Annotated in this window: 14 protein-coding genes; 7 read left to right on the top strand and 7 right to left on the bottom strand. The window is 63.7% G+C overall.

The genetic code is table 11. The features are described 5' to 3' along the window. The first annotated feature begins 263 nt into the window (after nt 1-263). The 5 genes from slyA (at nt 264) to CAK78_RS00540 (ending at nt 4,223) form a co-directional block, all read left to right on the top strand. The gene (gene slyA / locus CAK78_RS00560) at nt 264-737 is read left to right on the top strand and encodes a transcriptional regulator SlyA (protein ID WP_010634735.1); all 474 of its coding nucleotides are present in this window, start codon (nt 264-266) and stop codon (nt 735-737) included. Between the two features lies 1 nt (nt 738). Next, a complete protein-coding gene (locus tag CAK78_RS00555; protein ID WP_005303344.1) occupies nt 739-1,794 on the top strand; it encodes an HlyD family secretion protein in 1,056 nt (351 codons plus the stop codon). 10 nt (nt 1,795-1,804) lie between these two features. Continuing rightward, nucleotides 1,805-2,833: a DUF2955 domain-containing protein gene (locus CAK78_RS00550; protein ID WP_094696029.1), complete on the top strand. Its 1,029-nt coding sequence runs from the start codon at nt 1,805-1,807 to the stop codon at nt 2,831-2,833. Nucleotides 2,834-2,974: 141 nt separating this feature from the next. After that, nucleotides 2,975-3,736, top strand: a complete 762-nt coding sequence (locus CAK78_RS00545; RefSeq protein ID WP_094696028.1) for a substrate-binding periplasmic protein — start codon at nt 2,975-2,977, stop codon at nt 3,734-3,736. Between the two features lie 127 nt (nt 3,737-3,863). After that, the gene (locus CAK78_RS00540; RefSeq protein WP_094696027.1) at nt 3,864-4,223 is read left to right on the top strand and encodes an MliC family protein; all 360 of its coding nucleotides are present in this window, start codon (nt 3,864-3,866) and stop codon (nt 4,221-4,223) included. 60 nt (nt 4,224-4,283) lie between these two features. Here CAK78_RS00540 and CAK78_RS00535 read toward each other — a convergent pair whose 3' ends face one another. The 4 genes from CAK78_RS00535 to nrdD all read right to left on the bottom strand — a co-directional run bounded on the left by CAK78_RS00535 (nt 4,284) and on the right by nrdD (nt 7,786). Then, complete coding sequence (locus CAK78_RS00535; RefSeq protein ID WP_094696026.1) at nt 4,284-4,676, bottom strand: energy transducer TonB; 393 nt, start codon at nt 4,674-4,676, stop codon at nt 4,284-4,286. A gap of 153 nt (nt 4,677-4,829) precedes the next feature. After that, complete coding sequence (locus CAK78_RS00530; protein ID WP_005343870.1) at nt 4,830-5,000, bottom strand: YqaE/Pmp3 family membrane protein; 171 nt, start codon at nt 4,998-5,000, stop codon at nt 4,830-4,832. Between the two features lie 64 nt (nt 5,001-5,064). After that, a complete protein-coding gene (gene nrdG, locus CAK78_RS00525) occupies nt 5,065-5,574 on the bottom strand; it encodes an anaerobic ribonucleoside-triphosphate reductase-activating protein (RefSeq protein ID WP_094696025.1) in 510 nt (169 codons plus the stop codon). Between the two features lie 94 nt (nt 5,575-5,668). Next, complete coding sequence (gene nrdD / locus CAK78_RS00520; RefSeq protein WP_094696024.1) at nt 5,669-7,786, bottom strand: anaerobic ribonucleoside-triphosphate reductase; 2,118 nt, start codon at nt 7,784-7,786, stop codon at nt 5,669-5,671. A 406-nt stretch (nt 7,787-8,192) separates the two neighbouring features. Between nrdD and CAK78_RS00515 the strand changes: the two genes are divergently transcribed. Next, nucleotides 8,193-9,206: an ABC transporter substrate-binding protein gene (locus tag CAK78_RS00515; RefSeq protein ID WP_176452620.1), complete on the top strand. Its 1,014-nt coding sequence runs from the start codon at nt 8,193-8,195 to the stop codon at nt 9,204-9,206. Nucleotides 9,207-9,279: 73 nt separating this feature from the next. On the opposite strand, the gene ligA is transcribed toward CAK78_RS00515, so the two are convergent. The 3 genes from ligA to CAK78_RS00500 form a co-directional block, all read right to left on the bottom strand. Next, a complete protein-coding gene (gene ligA, locus CAK78_RS00510; protein ID WP_094696023.1) occupies nt 9,280-11,286 on the bottom strand; it encodes an NAD-dependent DNA ligase LigA in 2,007 nt (668 codons plus the stop codon). 99 nt (nt 11,287-11,385) lie between these two features. Further along, on the bottom strand, nt 11,386-12,510 hold the full coding sequence (gene zipA, locus CAK78_RS00505) for a cell division protein ZipA (RefSeq protein ID WP_094696022.1): 1,125 nt from the start codon (nt 12,508-12,510) through the stop codon (nt 11,386-11,388). Nucleotides 12,511-12,525: 15 nt separating this feature from the next. Then, on the bottom strand, nt 12,526-15,900 hold the full coding sequence (locus CAK78_RS00500) for an AAA family ATPase (protein WP_094696021.1): 3,375 nt from the start codon (nt 15,898-15,900) through the stop codon (nt 12,526-12,528). A gap of 109 nt (nt 15,901-16,009) precedes the next feature. Here CAK78_RS00500 and cysZ point away from each other — a divergent pair. Then, a partial coding sequence (cysZ, locus tag CAK78_RS00495; protein WP_017779872.1) for a sulfate transporter CysZ occupies nt 16,010-16,771 on the top strand: 762 nt, incomplete at its 3' end.

The raw sequence follows: 16,771 nt of genomic DNA, 5'->3' as shown, positions 1-16,771 counted from the left end.
AAGGTGCACATAAAACGCTGTGACTATTTTCATGCCATCCCAATAAACGACTCTCTTTATTTCGCCGGGCCCTGCCGACCATATCCAGCCTTCTGATTCACTCAAAGGGGCCACAGAGCCCGGCTCACCCCTTTCACCCATGCAGCTTGAGCTCCACGAGAGACCTACCTCCAAATTTCATAAACAAGATCGTGATCACACTATTTACTTAGCCTGCTAAACAATCACAATGCTTAGCAAGCTAAGTAAAAGGAGACACCCCCATGATGAAGGACCTGGAAATGCTGCGCGAGCTCTCCCTCGCCGAGCGGGTCGGCCGGCTGCATCGGTTGTGGCGCACCGTGGCCGATCTCGAGCTGGCCCCCCTCGGCCTGACTCATCCCCGCTGGACGGCGCTGTGGAAGCTGAGCCGGCTCGGCGGCCACCTCAGCCAGAAGACCCTGGCCGAGGCGCTGGAGATCGAACTTCCCTCCCTGATGCGCACCCTGGGCCAGCTGGAAGAGCAGGGGCTGGTGGAACGCCACTGCTGCAGCCAGGACAAGCGGGCCCGCATCGTCACCCTGACCCCGGCCGGCAAGGCGCTGCTCGACCAGATTGAAGATCGCATCATGGAGATACGCCGGGAGCTGCTCGCCGGCATCAGCCAGCGGGAGCTGGAACAGTTTGAAGATATCGTGCACCGCATCTGTGCCAATGCCCTCGGCAAGATAGGTGCGCAGAGTGAAGAGAGAGAATGAGATGACCCCGGATCAACAATTCCAACGCTGGATCAAATGGGCCATGGGCGCTTTCGTGCTGGTCTTTGCCTATTTCCTGCTGGCCGACCTCAAGATGCCGCTCACCCCGCAAGCCATGGCAACCCGCGTCGTCACCAAGATGGCACCCCAGGTCAGCGGCAAGGTGATGGAAGTGGCCGTCGCCAACAACCAGCACGTCAAACAGGGCGACCTGCTGTTTGCCCTCGACCCGGCCCCCTTCGAGCTGGCGGTAGAGCAGGCTCGCCTCGCCCTGGCCCAGGCCGAGCAGCAGAATCGCCAGCTTGATGCCACCCTCAACGCCGCCAGCGCCGATTTCAGCTCGTTGCAGACCCAGGCCGCCCTCAAGCTGCGGGAAGCGGAGCGCATCGACGCCCTCTATCGCCGCCACATGGTCTCCGAGCAGCAGAAGGATGATGCCGACAGCGCGTTTCGCACCGCCCAGGCCAACCTGCTGGCCAGCAAGGCGCGCATGACCCAGGCCAGGGTCAACCGCGGCCTGCCCGGCGACGACAACCTGCTGCTGCGCCAGGCTCGCAACCGCCTCGCCCAGGCCGAGCTCAACCTCGCCTACAGCCGGGTCCACGCCAGCCAGGACGGCATCATCACCAACCTGCAGCTCAAGCCGGGCAGCTTCGCCGCGGCGGGCGCCCCGCTGCTGGCGCTGGTCTCCGAGCAGGTGGACGTGATCGCCGATTTTCGCGAGAAGAGCCTGCGCCACGTTGATCAGGACAGCCTGGCCCTGGTCGCCTTTGACGGCGAGCCGGGCCGCCTCTATCCCGCCCGGGTCACCAGCCTGGATGCCGGGGTCAGCGCCGGTCAGTTCGATGCCAACGGCCAGCTGGCCAGCCCCACCGAGTCGGATCGCTGGGTGCGCGACGCCCAGCGTCTGCGCCTGCATCTGGCGCTGGAACAGCTGCCCGCCCATCTGCCGGCCGGCGCCCGCGCCACCGTGCAGCTGCTGCCCGACAACGCCCTGACCGGGCTGCTGGCCCGCGCCCAGATCCGCCTGCTCAGCCTGCTGCACTACATCTACTGAGGTGACGGCAATGAACCTGTGGCACAGACCCCTCACCGCCAATGAACTGCGCCAATGCCTGCGCATCGCCTTTGGCAGCACCAGCGGCTTTCTGCTCTGCAAGCTGTTCGGCTGGAACTACGGCGTCTTCTACACGGTGACACCTGTGCTGCTGCTGGGCATGGTGCCGGTGATGAACGGTCATGCCGCCCGCCAGCTGATCGCCGCCGCCGTGGTCTGCGGGCTGGAAGTGGGGCTGCTGGGGGGGCTGTTTGGCGGCCACCCCGGCCTGATGATCCCCATCGCCTTCCTGCTGTTTCTCTACCGTTTCGCCGCCATGTCGCGGGGCAGCCTGTTTCTGTTCGGTGCCAACGGGGTGCTGAGTCTCAGCATCATGCTGCACTTTGCCAGCTACCCGCAGACCGATCTCAACGACCTCATCTTCAGCAACCTGTGGGCCAGCGTGCTGTCGGTGCTCATCGCCTACCTGATGACGGCGCTCATCCCCGACGTGGAGGAGCGCCCCGGGCCGGCCCCCTCTCCCAAGGCACCGCATCGGATGCGGCACGAGGCGCTGCTTGGCGCCAGCATCGCCACCCTCTCCTTCATGGTGTTCCAGCTCTTCGATCTGCGGGACTCCATGTCGGCCCAGGCTACCACCCTGCTGGTGCTATTCCCCATGCACTGGGACGGTGCCCTGAGCTATGCCCGCAAGCGGGCCATGGGCACCCTGCTCGGGGTGAGCTTCGGCCTGGTCGGCCAGCTGGTGCTCTACGACTGGTCCGGGCTGCTGATCCTGGTCGCCCCCTTGCTCTGGCTCGGCGCCATGCTGTTCAGTCATGCCCATGTGAAGGAGGCGAGCGGTTCCGGAGTCGGCTTCGGCGCCCTCACCACCCTCGGCATCCTGTTTGGCCAGTACCTGACGCCCGGCAACGATCTGGTGTTCAGCGCCCTCTACCGGGTCAGCAGCATCCTGTTTGCCATCGTCGCCACCCTGCTGGCCTGTTACCTCATCCACCGACTGCTTAACCGTTTCGAGGCCACCCGGTTCGGTTATTGACCCCCTGTTGTTAGCTCAAGGATGTGCTGCCTTTCGCCCCGCTATGCCTACCGGGGCGTTTTTTTGCCCTGTATCTGGCAGCGCCTGCGGCCAGCCCCAGCAACTATGCTTGCTAGGGCAGTTGGCAACGGGAGAGAGACCATGACACACGCAACCCACATTCACTGGCTGGTTATCTGTCTTCTGCTGATGGTGGGAAGCGCCCGGGCCGAGTCTGTGCTGATCGCCGCGGAAGATGACTGGGCGCCCTACAGCTCTCTCGACAAGCAGTGCGGCCAGCCGCGGGGGCTGGCCCCCGAGCTGGTGAAGGCAGCCTTTGCCGCCGAGGGGGTCGAGGTGGCGTTTCGCACCATCCCCTTCGCCCGCTGCATGTACGAGGCGCGCAGCGACAAGGTGTTAGGCTGCTTCGATGCCACCATTACCGAGGAGAACCGTTACCAGTACTTCTGGCACGAGACCCCCATGTTCGAGGAGGATCTCGCCATCTTCGCCCTGGCCAGCGAACCGCGCCGGGATCTCAAGCTCACCTCGCTGGAACAGAAGACGGTGGGCATCACCCTCGGCTACACCTACCCCACCGACTTCATGGAAAACCCCAGGATCACCCGCTTCCAGGCCAAGTCAGACACCCAGATCATCGAGATGCTGGTGCGCGGCCGGGTCGACTACATCCTGATGAACGAGATGCCGGGCTACCTCAAGATCCAGCAGAAACAGCTGAGCGGGAAGGTGGTCAAGGTGGGCAAGATCTCCACCGACGGTTTCTGGCTCGCCTTCTCCCGCGCCCACCCCCGGGGTGAGGAGATGGCCAGTCGCTTCGAAGAGGGGCTGCAGAAGATCAAGAACAACGGCACCTACGAGGCGCTGTTGCGCGCCTTCGAGGCCAGACTAGGCCTGCATTGAGCCCGCACTCATTGGTGCTTCTTTTGACGCCCATGGACGCATATCGACGCAAGCCGGGTCGAGCGGCATTGCCCCCCTTGGGCAAGCTGTTAGGATCACGCCCGGATGACACCGATGGAGAATCAACATGAAGCACGCCAACCTTCTGCTGCTGGGCATCACGACCCTGACCCTGCTGAGCGGCTGCGAACGCGGCGCCGACACCCTGAGCGTGACCGGCGGCGACCCCGTCACCTATCTGTGCGAGCAGGGCCAACGGGTACAGGTGCGCTACTTCACCCTCTCCGATCAGAGCCTGAACTTCGTCAAGCTGGCGCTGCCGGACGGCAAGGATTACACCCTGCCGCAGAGCGTTTCTGCCTCCGGCGCCCGCTACACCGACGATCACGAGGCCGTCTGGTGGAACAAGGGCGACGAGGGCTTTGTCGAGATGCGCGACAAGGACGGGGAGTGGCAGAGCGTCTACAACGGCTGCAAGCAGCAGTAAACCTGGCGCCGCCATGGCGCACCGCAGAGACGCAACACCCCGGCCTGGCCGGGGTGTTTATCATTTCACTTCCACTTCGAATCTGGCTTCCACCCGAGCCGGGATGGCTTGCGGATTCTGCTCGGATACCCGGTAGCGCATCTTCGCCAGCCCGGAGATGGCGATGAGATCCAGCACGCCGGGTGGCTCTGATGCCAGGACTTCAGGGCTGAACAGATTGCCATTGGAATCGATGAGATAGCGGAGCTTCACATACCCCTTGACCGGCCTCTTCTCCGGCAGCCCTCCGACCGGGCGGAAGACGCCTATGTCCCCCACCAGCACCCAGTATCTGGGCAGCTCTTCCCAGGTGACATCCACCGGAGGCTGGTTCAGCTTCACGGTCGGGCTCGGGCTGGCACAGTCCCCCAGCAGGCCCAGGGTGGCCCACAGCAACAACCCCTTAAAACGCACTCGACACTCCCTCTTCGTTGCACCGTTCAGCTCCTTGAACGGCCGTTCCATTGAGCGGCGTCCAGTGTCGGACGAAAGTGCTCATTCGGGAAGCCCCCATCTGGCGGGCAACAAAAAGGCCAACCCAGGGGTTGGCCTCTTGAGGTGTCCGGCTCAGCCGCGCTTGTCGCTGACCACCAGCCAGAGAGCGTGCACCATGCCGGGCAAGCCGCCGAGCAGGGTCAGCACTATGTTGATCAAAAAGTGCAGGCTGAAGCCCACCTGGATAAAGGCACAGACCGGCGGCAGGAAGATGGCCAGCAGGATCTTGAGCAGATTGTTCATCTCGGATTTCCTCGTCAACGATGTCACAGGGATTGGAATGGGCTAACCATAAACATCCCTGGCCTCAACTGCAAACCAGACAGGGTATCCGTTCCCCTCCCTCCCGCCAGGCATTGAGGTCGTGGATCTGCTGATTGCTGCTGCCACGCCAGAGCAGACCGGGATCCGCCAGCCCCTGCTCGAACTTGCCGTCCACCAGCACGTCCAGCAAGGCCACCAGCTCGCGCTGGGCCGGGCTGAGCTCGCCAAGCAGATAGCCGGTCCAGCACCAGATGTCCTTGCCGGGGCACTCGGCGCGCACCCGTTTCACCAGCGCCAGCACATGCGGCACGTTGGCGGGGTGGAGCGGATCGCCGCCGGAGAGCGACAGACCCCGCCGCTTGATGCGCGCATCCTTGAGATCCGCGATGACGCGATCGCTCATCGCCTGATCGAACGGCTTGCCACCATCGAGCCGCCAGGTGCTCTGGTTGTAGCAGCCGGGGCACTGGTGCTCGCAGCCCGAGACGAACAGGGTGGCACGGGTGCCGGGGCCGTTGATCACATCGACCGGGTAGTACTGGTGGTAGTGCATCGCTTGTTTCCTGCCTCCTTCATGGGGGTAAACGGTCGTCATCCCATGAAAATGGCCCCTTGCAACAGGGGCCAGCGCTTCATCGTTACCGCACTTACATATGTTTGACGCGGCGCTTCACCTCTTCCTGCTTGCCCGCGTTGAAGGGGCGCGCATCCGGGCTGCCGAGGTAGCCACAGACCCGGCGGGTCACCGACACCTTGGCCGGATCGTGGTTGCCGCAGCGCGGGCAGGTGAAGCCTTTGGAGGTGCACTCGAACTCGCCGGTAAAGCCGCACTCGTAGCACTCGTCGATGGGGGTGTTGGTACCGTAGTAGGGCACCTTGTCGTAGCTGTAATCCCAGACGTTCTCCAGCGCTTCCAGGTTGTGCTGGATGTTGGGGTACTCGCCGTAGCAGATGAAACCGCCGCTGGCGATGGGCGGATAGGGCGCCTCGAAGTCCAGTTTGTCGTACGGGTTCACCTGCTTCTCCACGTCGAGGTGGAAGCTGTTGGTGTAGTAGCCCTTGTCGGTCACCCCCGCCACCACGCCAAACTCCTTGGCGTCGATGCGGCAGAAGCGGGAGCAGAGGTTCTCGCTCGGGGTGGAGTAGAGGCTGAAGCCGTAGCCGGTCTCCTCCTTCCACTCGTCGGTGGCGGCCTTGAGGCGCTCGACGATGGCGATGGCCTTCCGCTGGAGCTCGGCGCTGTCAAACAGGTGAATCTTGTCACCAAACAGGGCGTTGATGGTCTCGTGCACCCCGATATAGCCAAGGGAAATGGAGGCGCGACCGTGCTTGAAGATCTCGCTGACATTGTCGTCCGCCTTGAGGCGCACGCCGCAGGCCCCTTCCATGTAGAGGATGGGCGCGACCCGGGCCTTGACGCCGTCCAGGCGCTTGATGCGGTACATCAGTGCGGTCTTGGCCACCCGCAGGGCGGCGTCCAGCTTGTCCCAGAAATCCGCTTCATCGCGGGATTTGAGGGCAATGCGCGGCAGGTTGAGGCTCACCACCCCTAAGTTGTTGCGCCCTTCGTGGACCAGCTCGCCCTGCTCCTCGTAGGCACCGAGGAAGGAGCGGCAGCCCATGGGGGTCTTGAAGGAGCCGGTCACCTTGACCACCTGGTCGTAGTTGAGGATGTCCGGGTACATCCGCTTGGAGGCGCACTCCAGCGCCAGCTGCTTGATGTCGTAGTTGGGATCGCCCGGCCGATGGTTGAGGCCATCCTTGATGGCGAACACCAGTTTCGGGAACACGGCGGTCTTCTTGTTCTTGCCAAGGCCGGCGATGCGGTTGCTCAGGATCGCGCGCTGGATGAGGCGTGACTGCCAGCTGTCGCCCAGGCCAAAGCCGAAGGTGACGAACGGAGTCTGACCGTTGGCGGTGTGCAGGGTGTTCACCTCATATTCCAGCGACTGGAAGGCGTCGTAGCACTCCTTCTCGGTGCGGGCCATGGCGTAGGCATCCACATCACCGATGCCCCATTCCAGTGCCACTTCCCGGTGCTTCTCCCAGCTGATGGTCACGTAGGGAGCCAACACTTCGTCGATGCGGTTGATGGTGGTGCCACCATAGATGTGGCTCGCCACCTGGGCGATGATCTGGGCGGTGACCGCGGTGGCGGTGCTGATGGACTTGGGGGTGTCGATCTCCGCATTGCCCATCTTGAAGCCGTGGGTCAGCATCCCCTTCAGGTCGATCAACATGCAGTTGAACATGGGGAAGAAGGGGGAGTAGTCGAGGTCGTGGAAGTGCAGATCGCCACTCTCGTGGGCCTGCACCACGTCGCGGGGCAGCATGTGGCTGGTGGCGTAGTGTTTGGCGACGATGCCCGCCAGCAGATCGCGCTGGGTCGGGATCACCTTGGAGTCCTTGTTGGCGTTCTCGTTGAGCAGGGCCGCGTTGGTCTGCTCCACCAGGCCGCGGATCTCCTGGGCCAGCCGGCCGCGGGCCTCGCGGGCCTGATCCCGGTCGTGACGGTATTCGATGTAGGCACGGGCGATGGCCTTGTCGTCGGAGGCCATCAGGTGGTTCTCGACCCGGTTCTGGATCTCGTGGATGTCCACTTCTCCCCGCCCTTCCAGCTCCTGGCTGACGGCGGCGGCAATGCGCTCTGCCAGCGCCGGACTGGCCTGATTGACCGCCTCCGCCGCTCGGCCCACCGCCTCGGCAATCAGCTGGGCATTGAATGGTGCGCGACATCCATCACGTTTGATCACAACCGGTTTCATGGAGTTTCCCCGTTAAAAAGGCCAGGCTCTCGCCCTCGGCTTACCCTTGTTTGGCCCCCTTCTCCACGCCTCGTCCTGGGCGCAAATAAATTCAGCCGAGGCTTGACAAGCCTGGGCTGACGACGAGAAGGGAACAGCTTTTACACAGCTTAATAACACAACATATAGGGATTAAAAACGAATGAAGCCCTATATGTGGTGTCTATTAGGCACCAAAGCGGGGTCGTATTTCTTGATCCAGAACAGGTTTTGAGGCGAGTGGCGCAGTTCCCGACCAGCCATGAAAGGCGCCATACGAGACCACACCCAAGCCTGGTGCGGGCTGGCGCCCGATACCGGCCAGCGAGAAAAAGATTTCCCCTCCGACAGTAATTGACCGGCACCGGCTGGCCCAGGAGTGAACATAATGAATGACAACACCTCTGTGCCGATGGGAAGCCATATGACCAAGCCTTTGTTGCTGCTACTGCTGTTGTTTCCCCTGTCGCTGCGGCTGTGGGCGGCCGAGATCCTGGTGATCAGCAGCTACCATCCCGAATACCTGTGGGATCAGAGCTACAACGCCAGCCTGGTAGCCAACCTCAAGGGTGAGCACCACATCAGCCACTTCTACATGGACACCAAGCACCGCCCCGTCGAAGAGTTCGATCAGATCGCCGAGCAGGCGCTCGCCTACTACCACCAAGTGAAACCGGATCTGGTGGTGCTCGGCGATGACAACGCCATCAACTACCTGGCCACCAGCATCGCCTCCCTCGGTACCCCGGTCGTGTTTCTCGGCATGAACGAGAATCCGCGCAACAAGGGGTTCGTCGGCCACCCCAAGATCACCGGCGTGCTGGAACGCCCCCTGCTCAAGCGCAACATCAGCGAGATGAGCCAGCTGATGGGGGGGATCAAGAAGGCACTGGTGTTGTTTGATTCGAGCTACGTGGCCCTGACCGCCATCGAAGACGAGTTCAAGACCCAGACCGAGTTGCTGGTCGGCCAGACCCGGGTCAACAGCCAGCTCATCGGCGACTACGACCTGTGGCAGGAGGCCGTGCTCAACGCCAGGCAGAACGGCTATCAGGCGATCTTTATCGGCCTCTACCACACCCTCATCGATGAGCAGGGTCGCCACGTGGATGAACGCCAGGTGCTGGAGTGGACCAGTGCCCACAGCCCGGTGCCGCTGTTCTGCTTCTGGGAGTTTACTGTGGGCAAGGGCAAGGCCATCGGCGGCCTGGTGCTGGATGGGCACGACCAGGGGGCCAAGGCGGCCGAGCTGGTCAATGCCATCCTGGATGGGGCCCAGCCCAAGAATCTGGCGCCCCGTGCCGCCCTGCGCGGCGAGTATGTATTCAGCAAGAGCGAGCTGGCCCGCTGGCAGCTCACCCTGCCCGACAAGTGGCGCTACAAGATCCTCTGGCGTGATTGAGCGCGGATCATTGCCCTTATAACAAAGAACCCGGCCATGCCGGGTTCTTTGTTTATCTGGTTGAAGCAGCGACTCAGCCCTGCAGCGCCTGCTGCAACTCCTCTTCGGTCCAGACGGTGATGCCGAGCTCCTGCGCCTTGGCCAGCTTGGAGCCTGCCGCCTCCCCCGCCACCAGCACATCGGTCTTGGCCGACACAGAGCCCGCCACCTTGGCGCCAAGCGCCTGCAGCGCCGCCTTGGCATCGTTGCGCGACAAGGTGGTGAGGGTGCCGGTCAGCACGAAGGTCTTGCCGGCGAAGGGCTGCTGTGCGGCTTCCTTCTTCTCGATGGCCGGCCAGTGGATACCGGCGGCCAGCAGCGCCTCCAGCACCTCGATGTTGTGGGGTTGGCGCAGGAAGTAGTAGACATGCTTGGCCACCACGTCCCCCACGTCGGCCACCTCCAGCAGCTGCTCTACCGAGGCGGCACGCAGGGCGTCCAGGGTGAGGAAGTGGTTGGCGAGGTTCAAGGCAGTCGCCTCTCCCACTTCGCGGATCCCCAGCGCAAACAGGAAGCGGGGCAGCGTGGTGCTGCGGGCCGCATCGATGGCCGCCACCAGATTGAGCGCGGACTTTTGTCCCATCCGCTCAAGCCCGGCCAGCTGGATGGCGTTGAGGCCGAACAGATCGGCCGGGGTCTTCACCAGTCCCTTGTCCACCAGCTGCTCGACTATCTTGTCGCCAAGGCCGTCTACGTCCATGGCGCGGCGGGCGGCAAAGTGCTTGATCGCCTCCTTGCGCTGCGCTTCGCAGAACAGGCCGCCGGAGCAGCGGGCCACCGCCTCCCCCTCCAGCCGCTCCACCGCCGAGCCGCACACCGGGCACTCGGTCGGGAACAGAATTTCACGGGCATCTGCCGGGCGCTGGGCCTCCACCACCGCCACGATCTGCGGGATCACGTCCCCGGCCCGGCGCACGATCACGGTGTCGCCGATCATCACGCCGAGGCGTTCGATCTCGTCGGCATTGTGCAAGGTGGCGTTGGAGACGGTGACGCCGCCGACGAACACGGGTTTGAGCTTGGCCACCGGGGTCACGGCGCCGGTGCGACCGACCTGGAACTCGACGTTCTCAAGCTCCGTCATCTCCTCCTGGGCCGGGAACTTGTGGGCGGTGGCCCAGCGCGGCGCACGGGCCACGAAGCCTAGCTCCTCTTGCAGGGGAATGGCATCCACCTTGTAGACCACGCCGTCAATCTCGTAGGGCAGTTCGCCACGGCGGGCCAGGATGTCATCGTGGAAGGCCTGGCAACCAGCGGCGCCCTCTTTCAGCTTCACCTCCGGGCTGAGCGGCAGCCCCCAGGTGTTGAGCCGGGTGAGGCGGCCGTAGTGGGAATCCCCCAGCAGCTCGCCGCCAACACCGACACCGTAGGCGTAAAAGCTCAGGGGACGGCTGGCAGTGATGCGCGAGTCGAGCTGGCGCAGGCTGCCAGCGGCGGCGTTGCGCGGATTGACGAACACCTTCTCGCCGGCGGCCAGCGCCCTGGCGTTCATCGCCTCGAACCCCGCCTTGGGCATGAAGACCTCGCCGCGCACCTCCAGCCTTGCCGGCCACCCCTCGCCACGCAGGGTCAGGGGAATGGCCTTGATGGTGCGCACGTTCTCGGTGATCTCCTCACCCGTAGTGCCATCACCGCGGGTAGCGGCCTGCACCAGCTGGCCATCCACGTAGAGCAGGCTCACCGCCAGACCATCCAGCTTGGGCTCGCAACAGAAGGTGAAGTTCACCTCCCGCTTGAGGCGATCGCTCATGCGCTGTTCGAACGCCTGCAGCTCTTCGCTGCTGAACACGTTGTCCAGACTCAGCATGGGGATCTCGTGGCGCACCTGCTTGAAGGCGGTGAGCGGCTGACCGCCCACCCGCACGCTCGGCGAGGCCGGGGTTTTCAGCTCGGGATGCTCGGCCTCCAGCGCGATCAGCTCGCGCATCAGGCGGTCATATTCGGCGTCCGGCACCGTGGGGTTGTCCAGCACATAGTACTGATGACCGTACTCGATCAGCAGCTCACACAGTTGACGGTGGCGGGAGAGGATATCGCTCATGAAAAAGTCTCGAAGTGTGATGGAAAAACCGGCCAGCGGACCAATAAAAATGCGGCACCTGGGTACCGCACTTTTGCTTCATTAGACCCGCATGGCGTATCAGTCGCGACTGGCCTCGTAGGCGGCCAGCTCGTGCCGGTAACGGGCGATGGTCTCGTCGCTCAGCGGGCTGCGGTCCATGTCAGTCAGCATGGCATCGAGATCGCTGGCCAGCTGGTCGGCAGACTGCAGCATGTGCTCGAAGGCAAAGGCGGCGTTGCTGCGCAGCGGCAGTTGCATGAAGAGCGACACGCCCGGGGTGCTGAACTGCTCCATCCGGTACGGGTTGAAGGTACCCGGCTTGACCATGTTGATCATGGAGAAGAGCACTTCCCCCTTGCCGTTGAGATCTTCGTGGCGATGGAAGATGTCCATCTCGCCAAACTTGAAGCCCAGCGCCAGCAGGGAAGAGATCAGGGTGCCGCCTTGCAGTTCGTGGCCGGGGCGCGCCATCAGGTTGATGACATAGACATCCTGCCAGATCTTCTCGACCGGCTGGCGTTCGATCTGCGGCTCCTGCGCGGGCTCTTCATAGGCAGGCTCCTCGTAGGCAGGCTCGGGGGCTGCGTAACGGGGCTGCGCCTTGTATTCGGGTGCGGCGGCCTGGGCCTGTTCACGGGCACCGAAGGTGGGTGCGGTGGCGTAGGCTGGCTCTACCAGCGGCTCTTCGTCCAGCGGCTGCAGCAGCGGCTCGCGCTGGGGACGAGAACGGTGAACCGGGGTACGACGGATCACCTGGGCAGGCTTGCGTACCGGCGCGGCGGGCGCCTCCTCGACGGGCTCGGCGACCGGCTCCTCATACTCCTCCTCTTCATAGACGGGAGGCGGGGGCACGGGGCGAGCGGCGGGCTTGCGTACCACGGGCGGCGGCAGATCGGCGTCATCATCTTCTTCATCATCGAAGGCGGGCGCGGGGGCGCGACGGCTGACGTCCGGCTGGCGAGGTTCATCATGGTGGAGCTTGGGCTCGGCACGACGGCCACCGCTGACCACTCGCACCTGACCGATGCCATCGCTGTCGAAGGCGTCGTTGTCACGGTCCCGTGATTTGGATTCCATCCGACCCAGAGGTTTCTCTTTGATCGGTGCCTGACGATTCTTTCTGTTGCTCCACAACCCGTGAATGAGCAATGCCGCGATGGCAATACCGCCCAGGGCAACCAAGATGTAACGCAATTCCTGCATTAGCTGCTTCTCTTTCTAGTTTTGCTCAGCCAAAGCGACGGCTTCACCGATATCGACCGACACTATGCGCGAAACCCCGGGCTCTTGCATCGTGACGCCAACCAGCTGCTCAGCCATCTCCATGGAGACCTTATTATGACTGATGTAAACGAACTGTACTGTGCTCGACATCTCTTTGACAAGAGAACAGAAGCGACCGACGTTCACTTCATCGAGCGGTGCATCCACCTCATCCAGCAGACAAAAAGGTGCCGGATTGAGTCTGAAGATGGCAAAAACCAGCGCAAGAGCGGTTAACGCCTTCTCCCCCCCGGAAAGCAGGGCAATGGTAGAATTCTTCTTACCCGGAGGTCTCGCCATGATGCTCACTCCGGCCTCCAAAAGATCATCGGAGGTGAGCTCAAGCCAGGCACTGCCCCCACCGAACACTTTTGGAAACAGGGATTTTAAATCTTCGTTGACCTTATCGAAAGTGTCACGGAAGCGTATTTGTGTCTCTTTATCAATTCTTTTAATGGCTTGGCTCAAGGTTTCCAGCGCCAGCTCCAGATCCTGGCACTGGTTTTCCAGGTAACTTGCGCGGGTTTTCGCCTCTTCATACTCCTCCAGCGCCGCCAGGTTGATGGCGCCAAGCGCCTCCACCTGCGCCTCCAGGGTCTGGATCTCCTGGCGCAGCTTGCCGCGATCAGCCGCTATCAGCACCGCCTGATCGAGATCCACCAGCCGTACCCCCAGCTCTTCGAACTGCTCGTGCAACCCCTGCCGGCGGGTGAGGTTGCGTTCGCGCTCGAGCCGCAGGGTCGCCAGCTTCTCCTGTATCTGCACCAGCTGCTTGTGATCGGCGCTTCTGGCCTGCTCCAGCTCGGTCAGCTGGCGCTCCAATTCTGCAAGCCGCTGATGACAGGCAAGTTGCTGCGCCTCAAGGCTGCGCTGCTCGGCCAGCAGGGGCGACAGATCCTGACTCGAAGTGGCCCCCGGCTCCTTGAGTTCGGCCAGCTCCAGCCCGAGGCGGGCCAGCTCCTGCTCGCGCAGGGTGATGAGTTGGCGCTGATTCTGCTGCTCCAGTTGCAGCCGCTGGCAGGCGGCTTGCTGCTGCTCACGACGCAGGCGGGCCTCTTCCACAGCGCGATCCGCCGTGCTCGCCTGCTCCTGGGCGAGCAGAAGCGCCTCGGCAAGCAGCTCCCCCTGCTCCTGCAGCTCGCCAAGGGCCGCTTCATCCTGCTCAAGCCGCTCCCCGGCCGACACCAGCCGCTGCGCCTCCTCAGCCTGCTCCTTATCCAGCCGGATCAACTCCTCTCCCAGCTGGCCGAGGCGCTGCAACCGCGCCTGGCGCTGCCCTTCACGCAGGCTCCAGGCCTCACGCAGTTGCTGCCACTGCTGCTCCTGCTCGCGCAGGGTGCGCTGGGCCAGTTCATGGGCGCTGTGCAGCTGGGCCCGCGCCGCATCGGCGGCGGCAAGCAGCTCATCGAGTCGGCGCAGCGCCTCCCGGCCCGCGACCAGCTCGCTGTGCAACCGCTCACGTTCGCCGAGCAACGCCTGGGTGCCGAGGGCCACGCCCTCCCCCAGATCCGCCCAGTTGGGGCCGAACCAGTCGCCGGCCGGAGTGAGCAGCGACTCACCAGCAGAGAGGCTGTGCAGGCGGGCCTGCGCCTCCTCCCGGCTCTCTGCCAGCCAGATGGCGTTGAGGAAGGCGGGAATGTGCTCACCGCCCAGTTGCGCCGCCAGGGTACCGGCAACCGCCGGCCGGGCCGGACCGATCCAGAGCCCGGATTGCGTCAGATTGCACTCGTCCGCCGGGGTGGCGGTGAGCCAGCGACCGAGCACCTTGTCCAGCCCTCGGGCCCACTCGGGGGGAACCTGCAGCCGATCCGCCAGGATGGCGCCCGCCATCTGCTCCCCCAGGATCTGATCCAGGGTGGCGAGGCGCGCCTCCAGCTCGCGCAGCAAGCCCTGCTGGCGCCCCTGCGCAGCCTTGAGCTCTTCGTGGCGGGCCACGCCGGCCTGCCACGCCGCTTCGGCTTCTTCATGGCGGGCGCGGGAGAACGAGAGCGTCGACGCCAACGCATCGAGCGCCGGTTGCAGGTTCTCCTCCTCCCCGCCGAGGGGGCCGGCCTGTTCATCTTCCAGCTTGAGACGGGCGAGCCGGGTCTTGGCCTGCAGCTCCTGCAGGCCGTTCACCTCGGCGCGGGTCTGGTTGAGCCGCCCCTGCAACTGGCCAAGCTGCTGCTGCCACAGCTGCTGGCGCTGGCGCGCCTGCTCGAGCCGCTCGCCCGCCGCCGCGCGCACGCTCTGCTGGTCGGTAAGCAACTGCTCACACTGCTCGAGGCGCGCCGATGCTACCTCCCCCTGCAGAGTGCTTTCGCCCAGTTGTTCCTGCTGGTCGGCCAGCTGGGTCTTGAGCCCCTCGATGCGTTCGCCGAGGGCCTGCCGCCTCGCCTGCCAGTCACGACCGAGTTCGGTTTGGTGCAGTTGCTGCTGCTCGAGGCGGGCGATGGCCTGGCCGCCGAGAAAAATCTGTTGCTGACGGCTTGCCTGTTCGGCCTGCGCCTCCTGGCGGGCGACCGACAGGGTGACGTGGCGCCCCTCATCAGCGGTGCGCTTGGCATCGAGCGCCGCCAGCGCCTGCTCGGTCTGGGCAAGTTCGGTCTTGGCCTCGCCCAGACGCGTCTCCAGCGCCCACAGTTCCGAGCCGATCAGCTCGGCGCGGGCAGCGCGACTGCGGCTCTTGAGCTGCTTGTAGCGCTCGGCGGTCTCGGCCTGGGCTTTGAGATGTTCAAGGCGTGAACCCAGTTCGCCGCGGATGTCGCCGAGGCGCTCCAGGTTCTCCTGGGTATGGCGGATGCGCTGTTCGGTCTCGCGGCGCCGCTCCTTGTAGCGGGAGACCCCGGCGGCCTCTTCCATGAACAGCTTGAGATCGGCGGGGCGGGATTCCACCAGCCGGCTGACGGTGCCCTGCTCTATGATGGCGTAGCTGCGCGGCCCAAGGCCGGTGCCGAGGAAGAGGTCGGTCACATCCTTGCGGCGGCACTTCTGGCCGTTGATCTGGTAGTGATTGGAGCCGTCGCGCAGCACTTCGCGGCGCACCGAGATCTCGGTAAAGCGGCCGAACTCGCCGGGTACCCGGTTGTGGGGATTGTCGAACACCAGCTCCACCGAGGCGCGGCCGTGGGCGCTGCGGTTGACGGAGCCGTTGAAGATGACGTCGGTCATGTTCTCGCCGCGCAGATGGCGGGCGGAGCTCTCCCCCAGCACCCAGCGCACGGCGTCGATGACGTTGGATTTGCCGCAGCCATTGGGCCCCACCACGGCGGTCATGTCGGCGTTGAGTTCGATGCGGGTCGGCTCGACAAACGACTTGAAGCCGGCGAGTTTGATCAATTTCAGACGCATGGCGGCCTATGTCGGTAACGAAATAAAGAGGAGGCGGGCAGGCGACTTTACCAAATCAAAAGCTTGTTTGTAATATGCTGGCAGTTTCCCATGAACAGATGGAGCTCCGATGAGCCACTCCCCCCGTATGGTAAAAGACTCGATCAGCGGTGCAGACTACTTTCTGCGCGGCTTCTCCCTCATTCGCCAGCCCGGCATCCGCACCTTCGTGCTGATCCCCCTGCTGGTCAACTTCGTGCTGTTTGCCGGGGCCTTCTACGCCCTGCTGCTGCAGCTGGATGGTCTGTTCGCCTGGCTGCACCAGCAGATCCCGAGCTGGCTCGACTGGCTGGACTACCTGCTCTGGCCCATCGCCCTCATTACCATACTGGTGGTCTTCTCCTTCCTGTTCAGCTCGGTGGCCAACTGGATAGCCGCCCCCTTCAACGGCCTGCTGGCGGAAAAGGTGGAGCAGGCGCTCACTGGCGAGGCCGCCAACGACACCGGCATGCTGGACATCGTCAAGGATGTGCCACGCACCTTCGGCCGCGAGTGGATCAAGCTCAAATACTACCTGCCCAAGGCCATCGGCTGCCTGATCCTGTTCCTCATTCCGGTGGTGGGCCAGACCTTGGCGCCTGTGCTCTGGTTCCTGTTCAGCGCCTGGATGATGGCGATCCAGTATGTCGACTATCCGTTCGACAATCACAAGATCGACTTCATCACCATGCGCGACGCCCTCAAGCAACGCCGCGGCAAGTGCCTGAGCTTCGGCGCCCTGGTCACCCTTTTCTCCGCCATCCCGGTGGTGAACCTGTTCGTGATGCCGGTGGCCATCTGCGGCGCCACCGCCATGTGGGTCGATCACTACCGCAGCGAACAGCTCAAGCGC

This window comes from Aeromonas sp. A35_P (assembly GCF_002259925.1).
Taxonomy (GTDB): Bacteria; Pseudomonadota; Gammaproteobacteria; order Enterobacterales; family Aeromonadaceae; genus Aeromonas; species Aeromonas dhakensis.
This window is presented reverse-complemented; position numbering and strand designations above follow the sequence as displayed.

Bases quoted from the DNA above. Each gene is read 5' to 3' on its own strand.
- slyA (WP_010634735.1), top strand. From the start codon at position 264: ATGATGAAGGACCTGGAAATGCTGCGCGAGCTCTCCCTCGCCGAGCGG.
- CAK78_RS00555 (WP_005303344.1), top strand. From the start codon at position 739: ATGACCCCGGATCAACAATTCCAACGCTGGATCAAATGGGCCATGGGC.
- CAK78_RS00550 (WP_094696029.1), top strand. From the start codon at position 1,805: ATGAACCTGTGGCACAGACCCCTCACCGCCAATGAACTGCGCCAATGC.
- CAK78_RS00545 (WP_094696028.1), top strand. From the start codon at position 2,975: ATGACACACGCAACCCACATTCACTGGCTGGTTATCTGTCTTCTGCTG.
- CAK78_RS00540 (WP_094696027.1), top strand. From the start codon at position 3,864: ATGAAGCACGCCAACCTTCTGCTGCTGGGCATCACGACCCTGACCCTG.
- CAK78_RS00530 (WP_005343870.1), bottom strand. From the start codon at position 5,000: ATGAACAATCTGCTCAAGATCCTGCTGGCCATCTTCCTGCCGCCGGTC.
- nrdG (WP_094696025.1), bottom strand. From the start codon at position 5,574: ATGCACTACCACCAGTACTACCCGGTCGATGTGATCAACGGCCCCGGC.
- nrdD (WP_094696024.1), bottom strand. From the start codon at position 7,786: ATGAAACCGGTTGTGATCAAACGTGATGGATGTCGCGCACCATTCAAT.
- CAK78_RS00515 (WP_176452620.1), top strand. From the start codon at position 8,193: ATGAATGACAACACCTCTGTGCCGATGGGAAGCCATATGACCAAGCCT.
- ligA (WP_094696023.1), bottom strand. From the start codon at position 11,286: ATGAGCGATATCCTCTCCCGCCACCGTCAACTGTGTGAGCTGCTGATC.
- zipA (WP_094696022.1), bottom strand. From the start codon at position 12,510: ATGCAGGAATTGCGTTACATCTTGGTTGCCCTGGGCGGTATTGCCATC.
- CAK78_RS00500 (WP_094696021.1), bottom strand. From the start codon at position 15,900: ATGCGTCTGAAATTGATCAAACTCGCCGGCTTCAAGTCGTTTGTCGAG.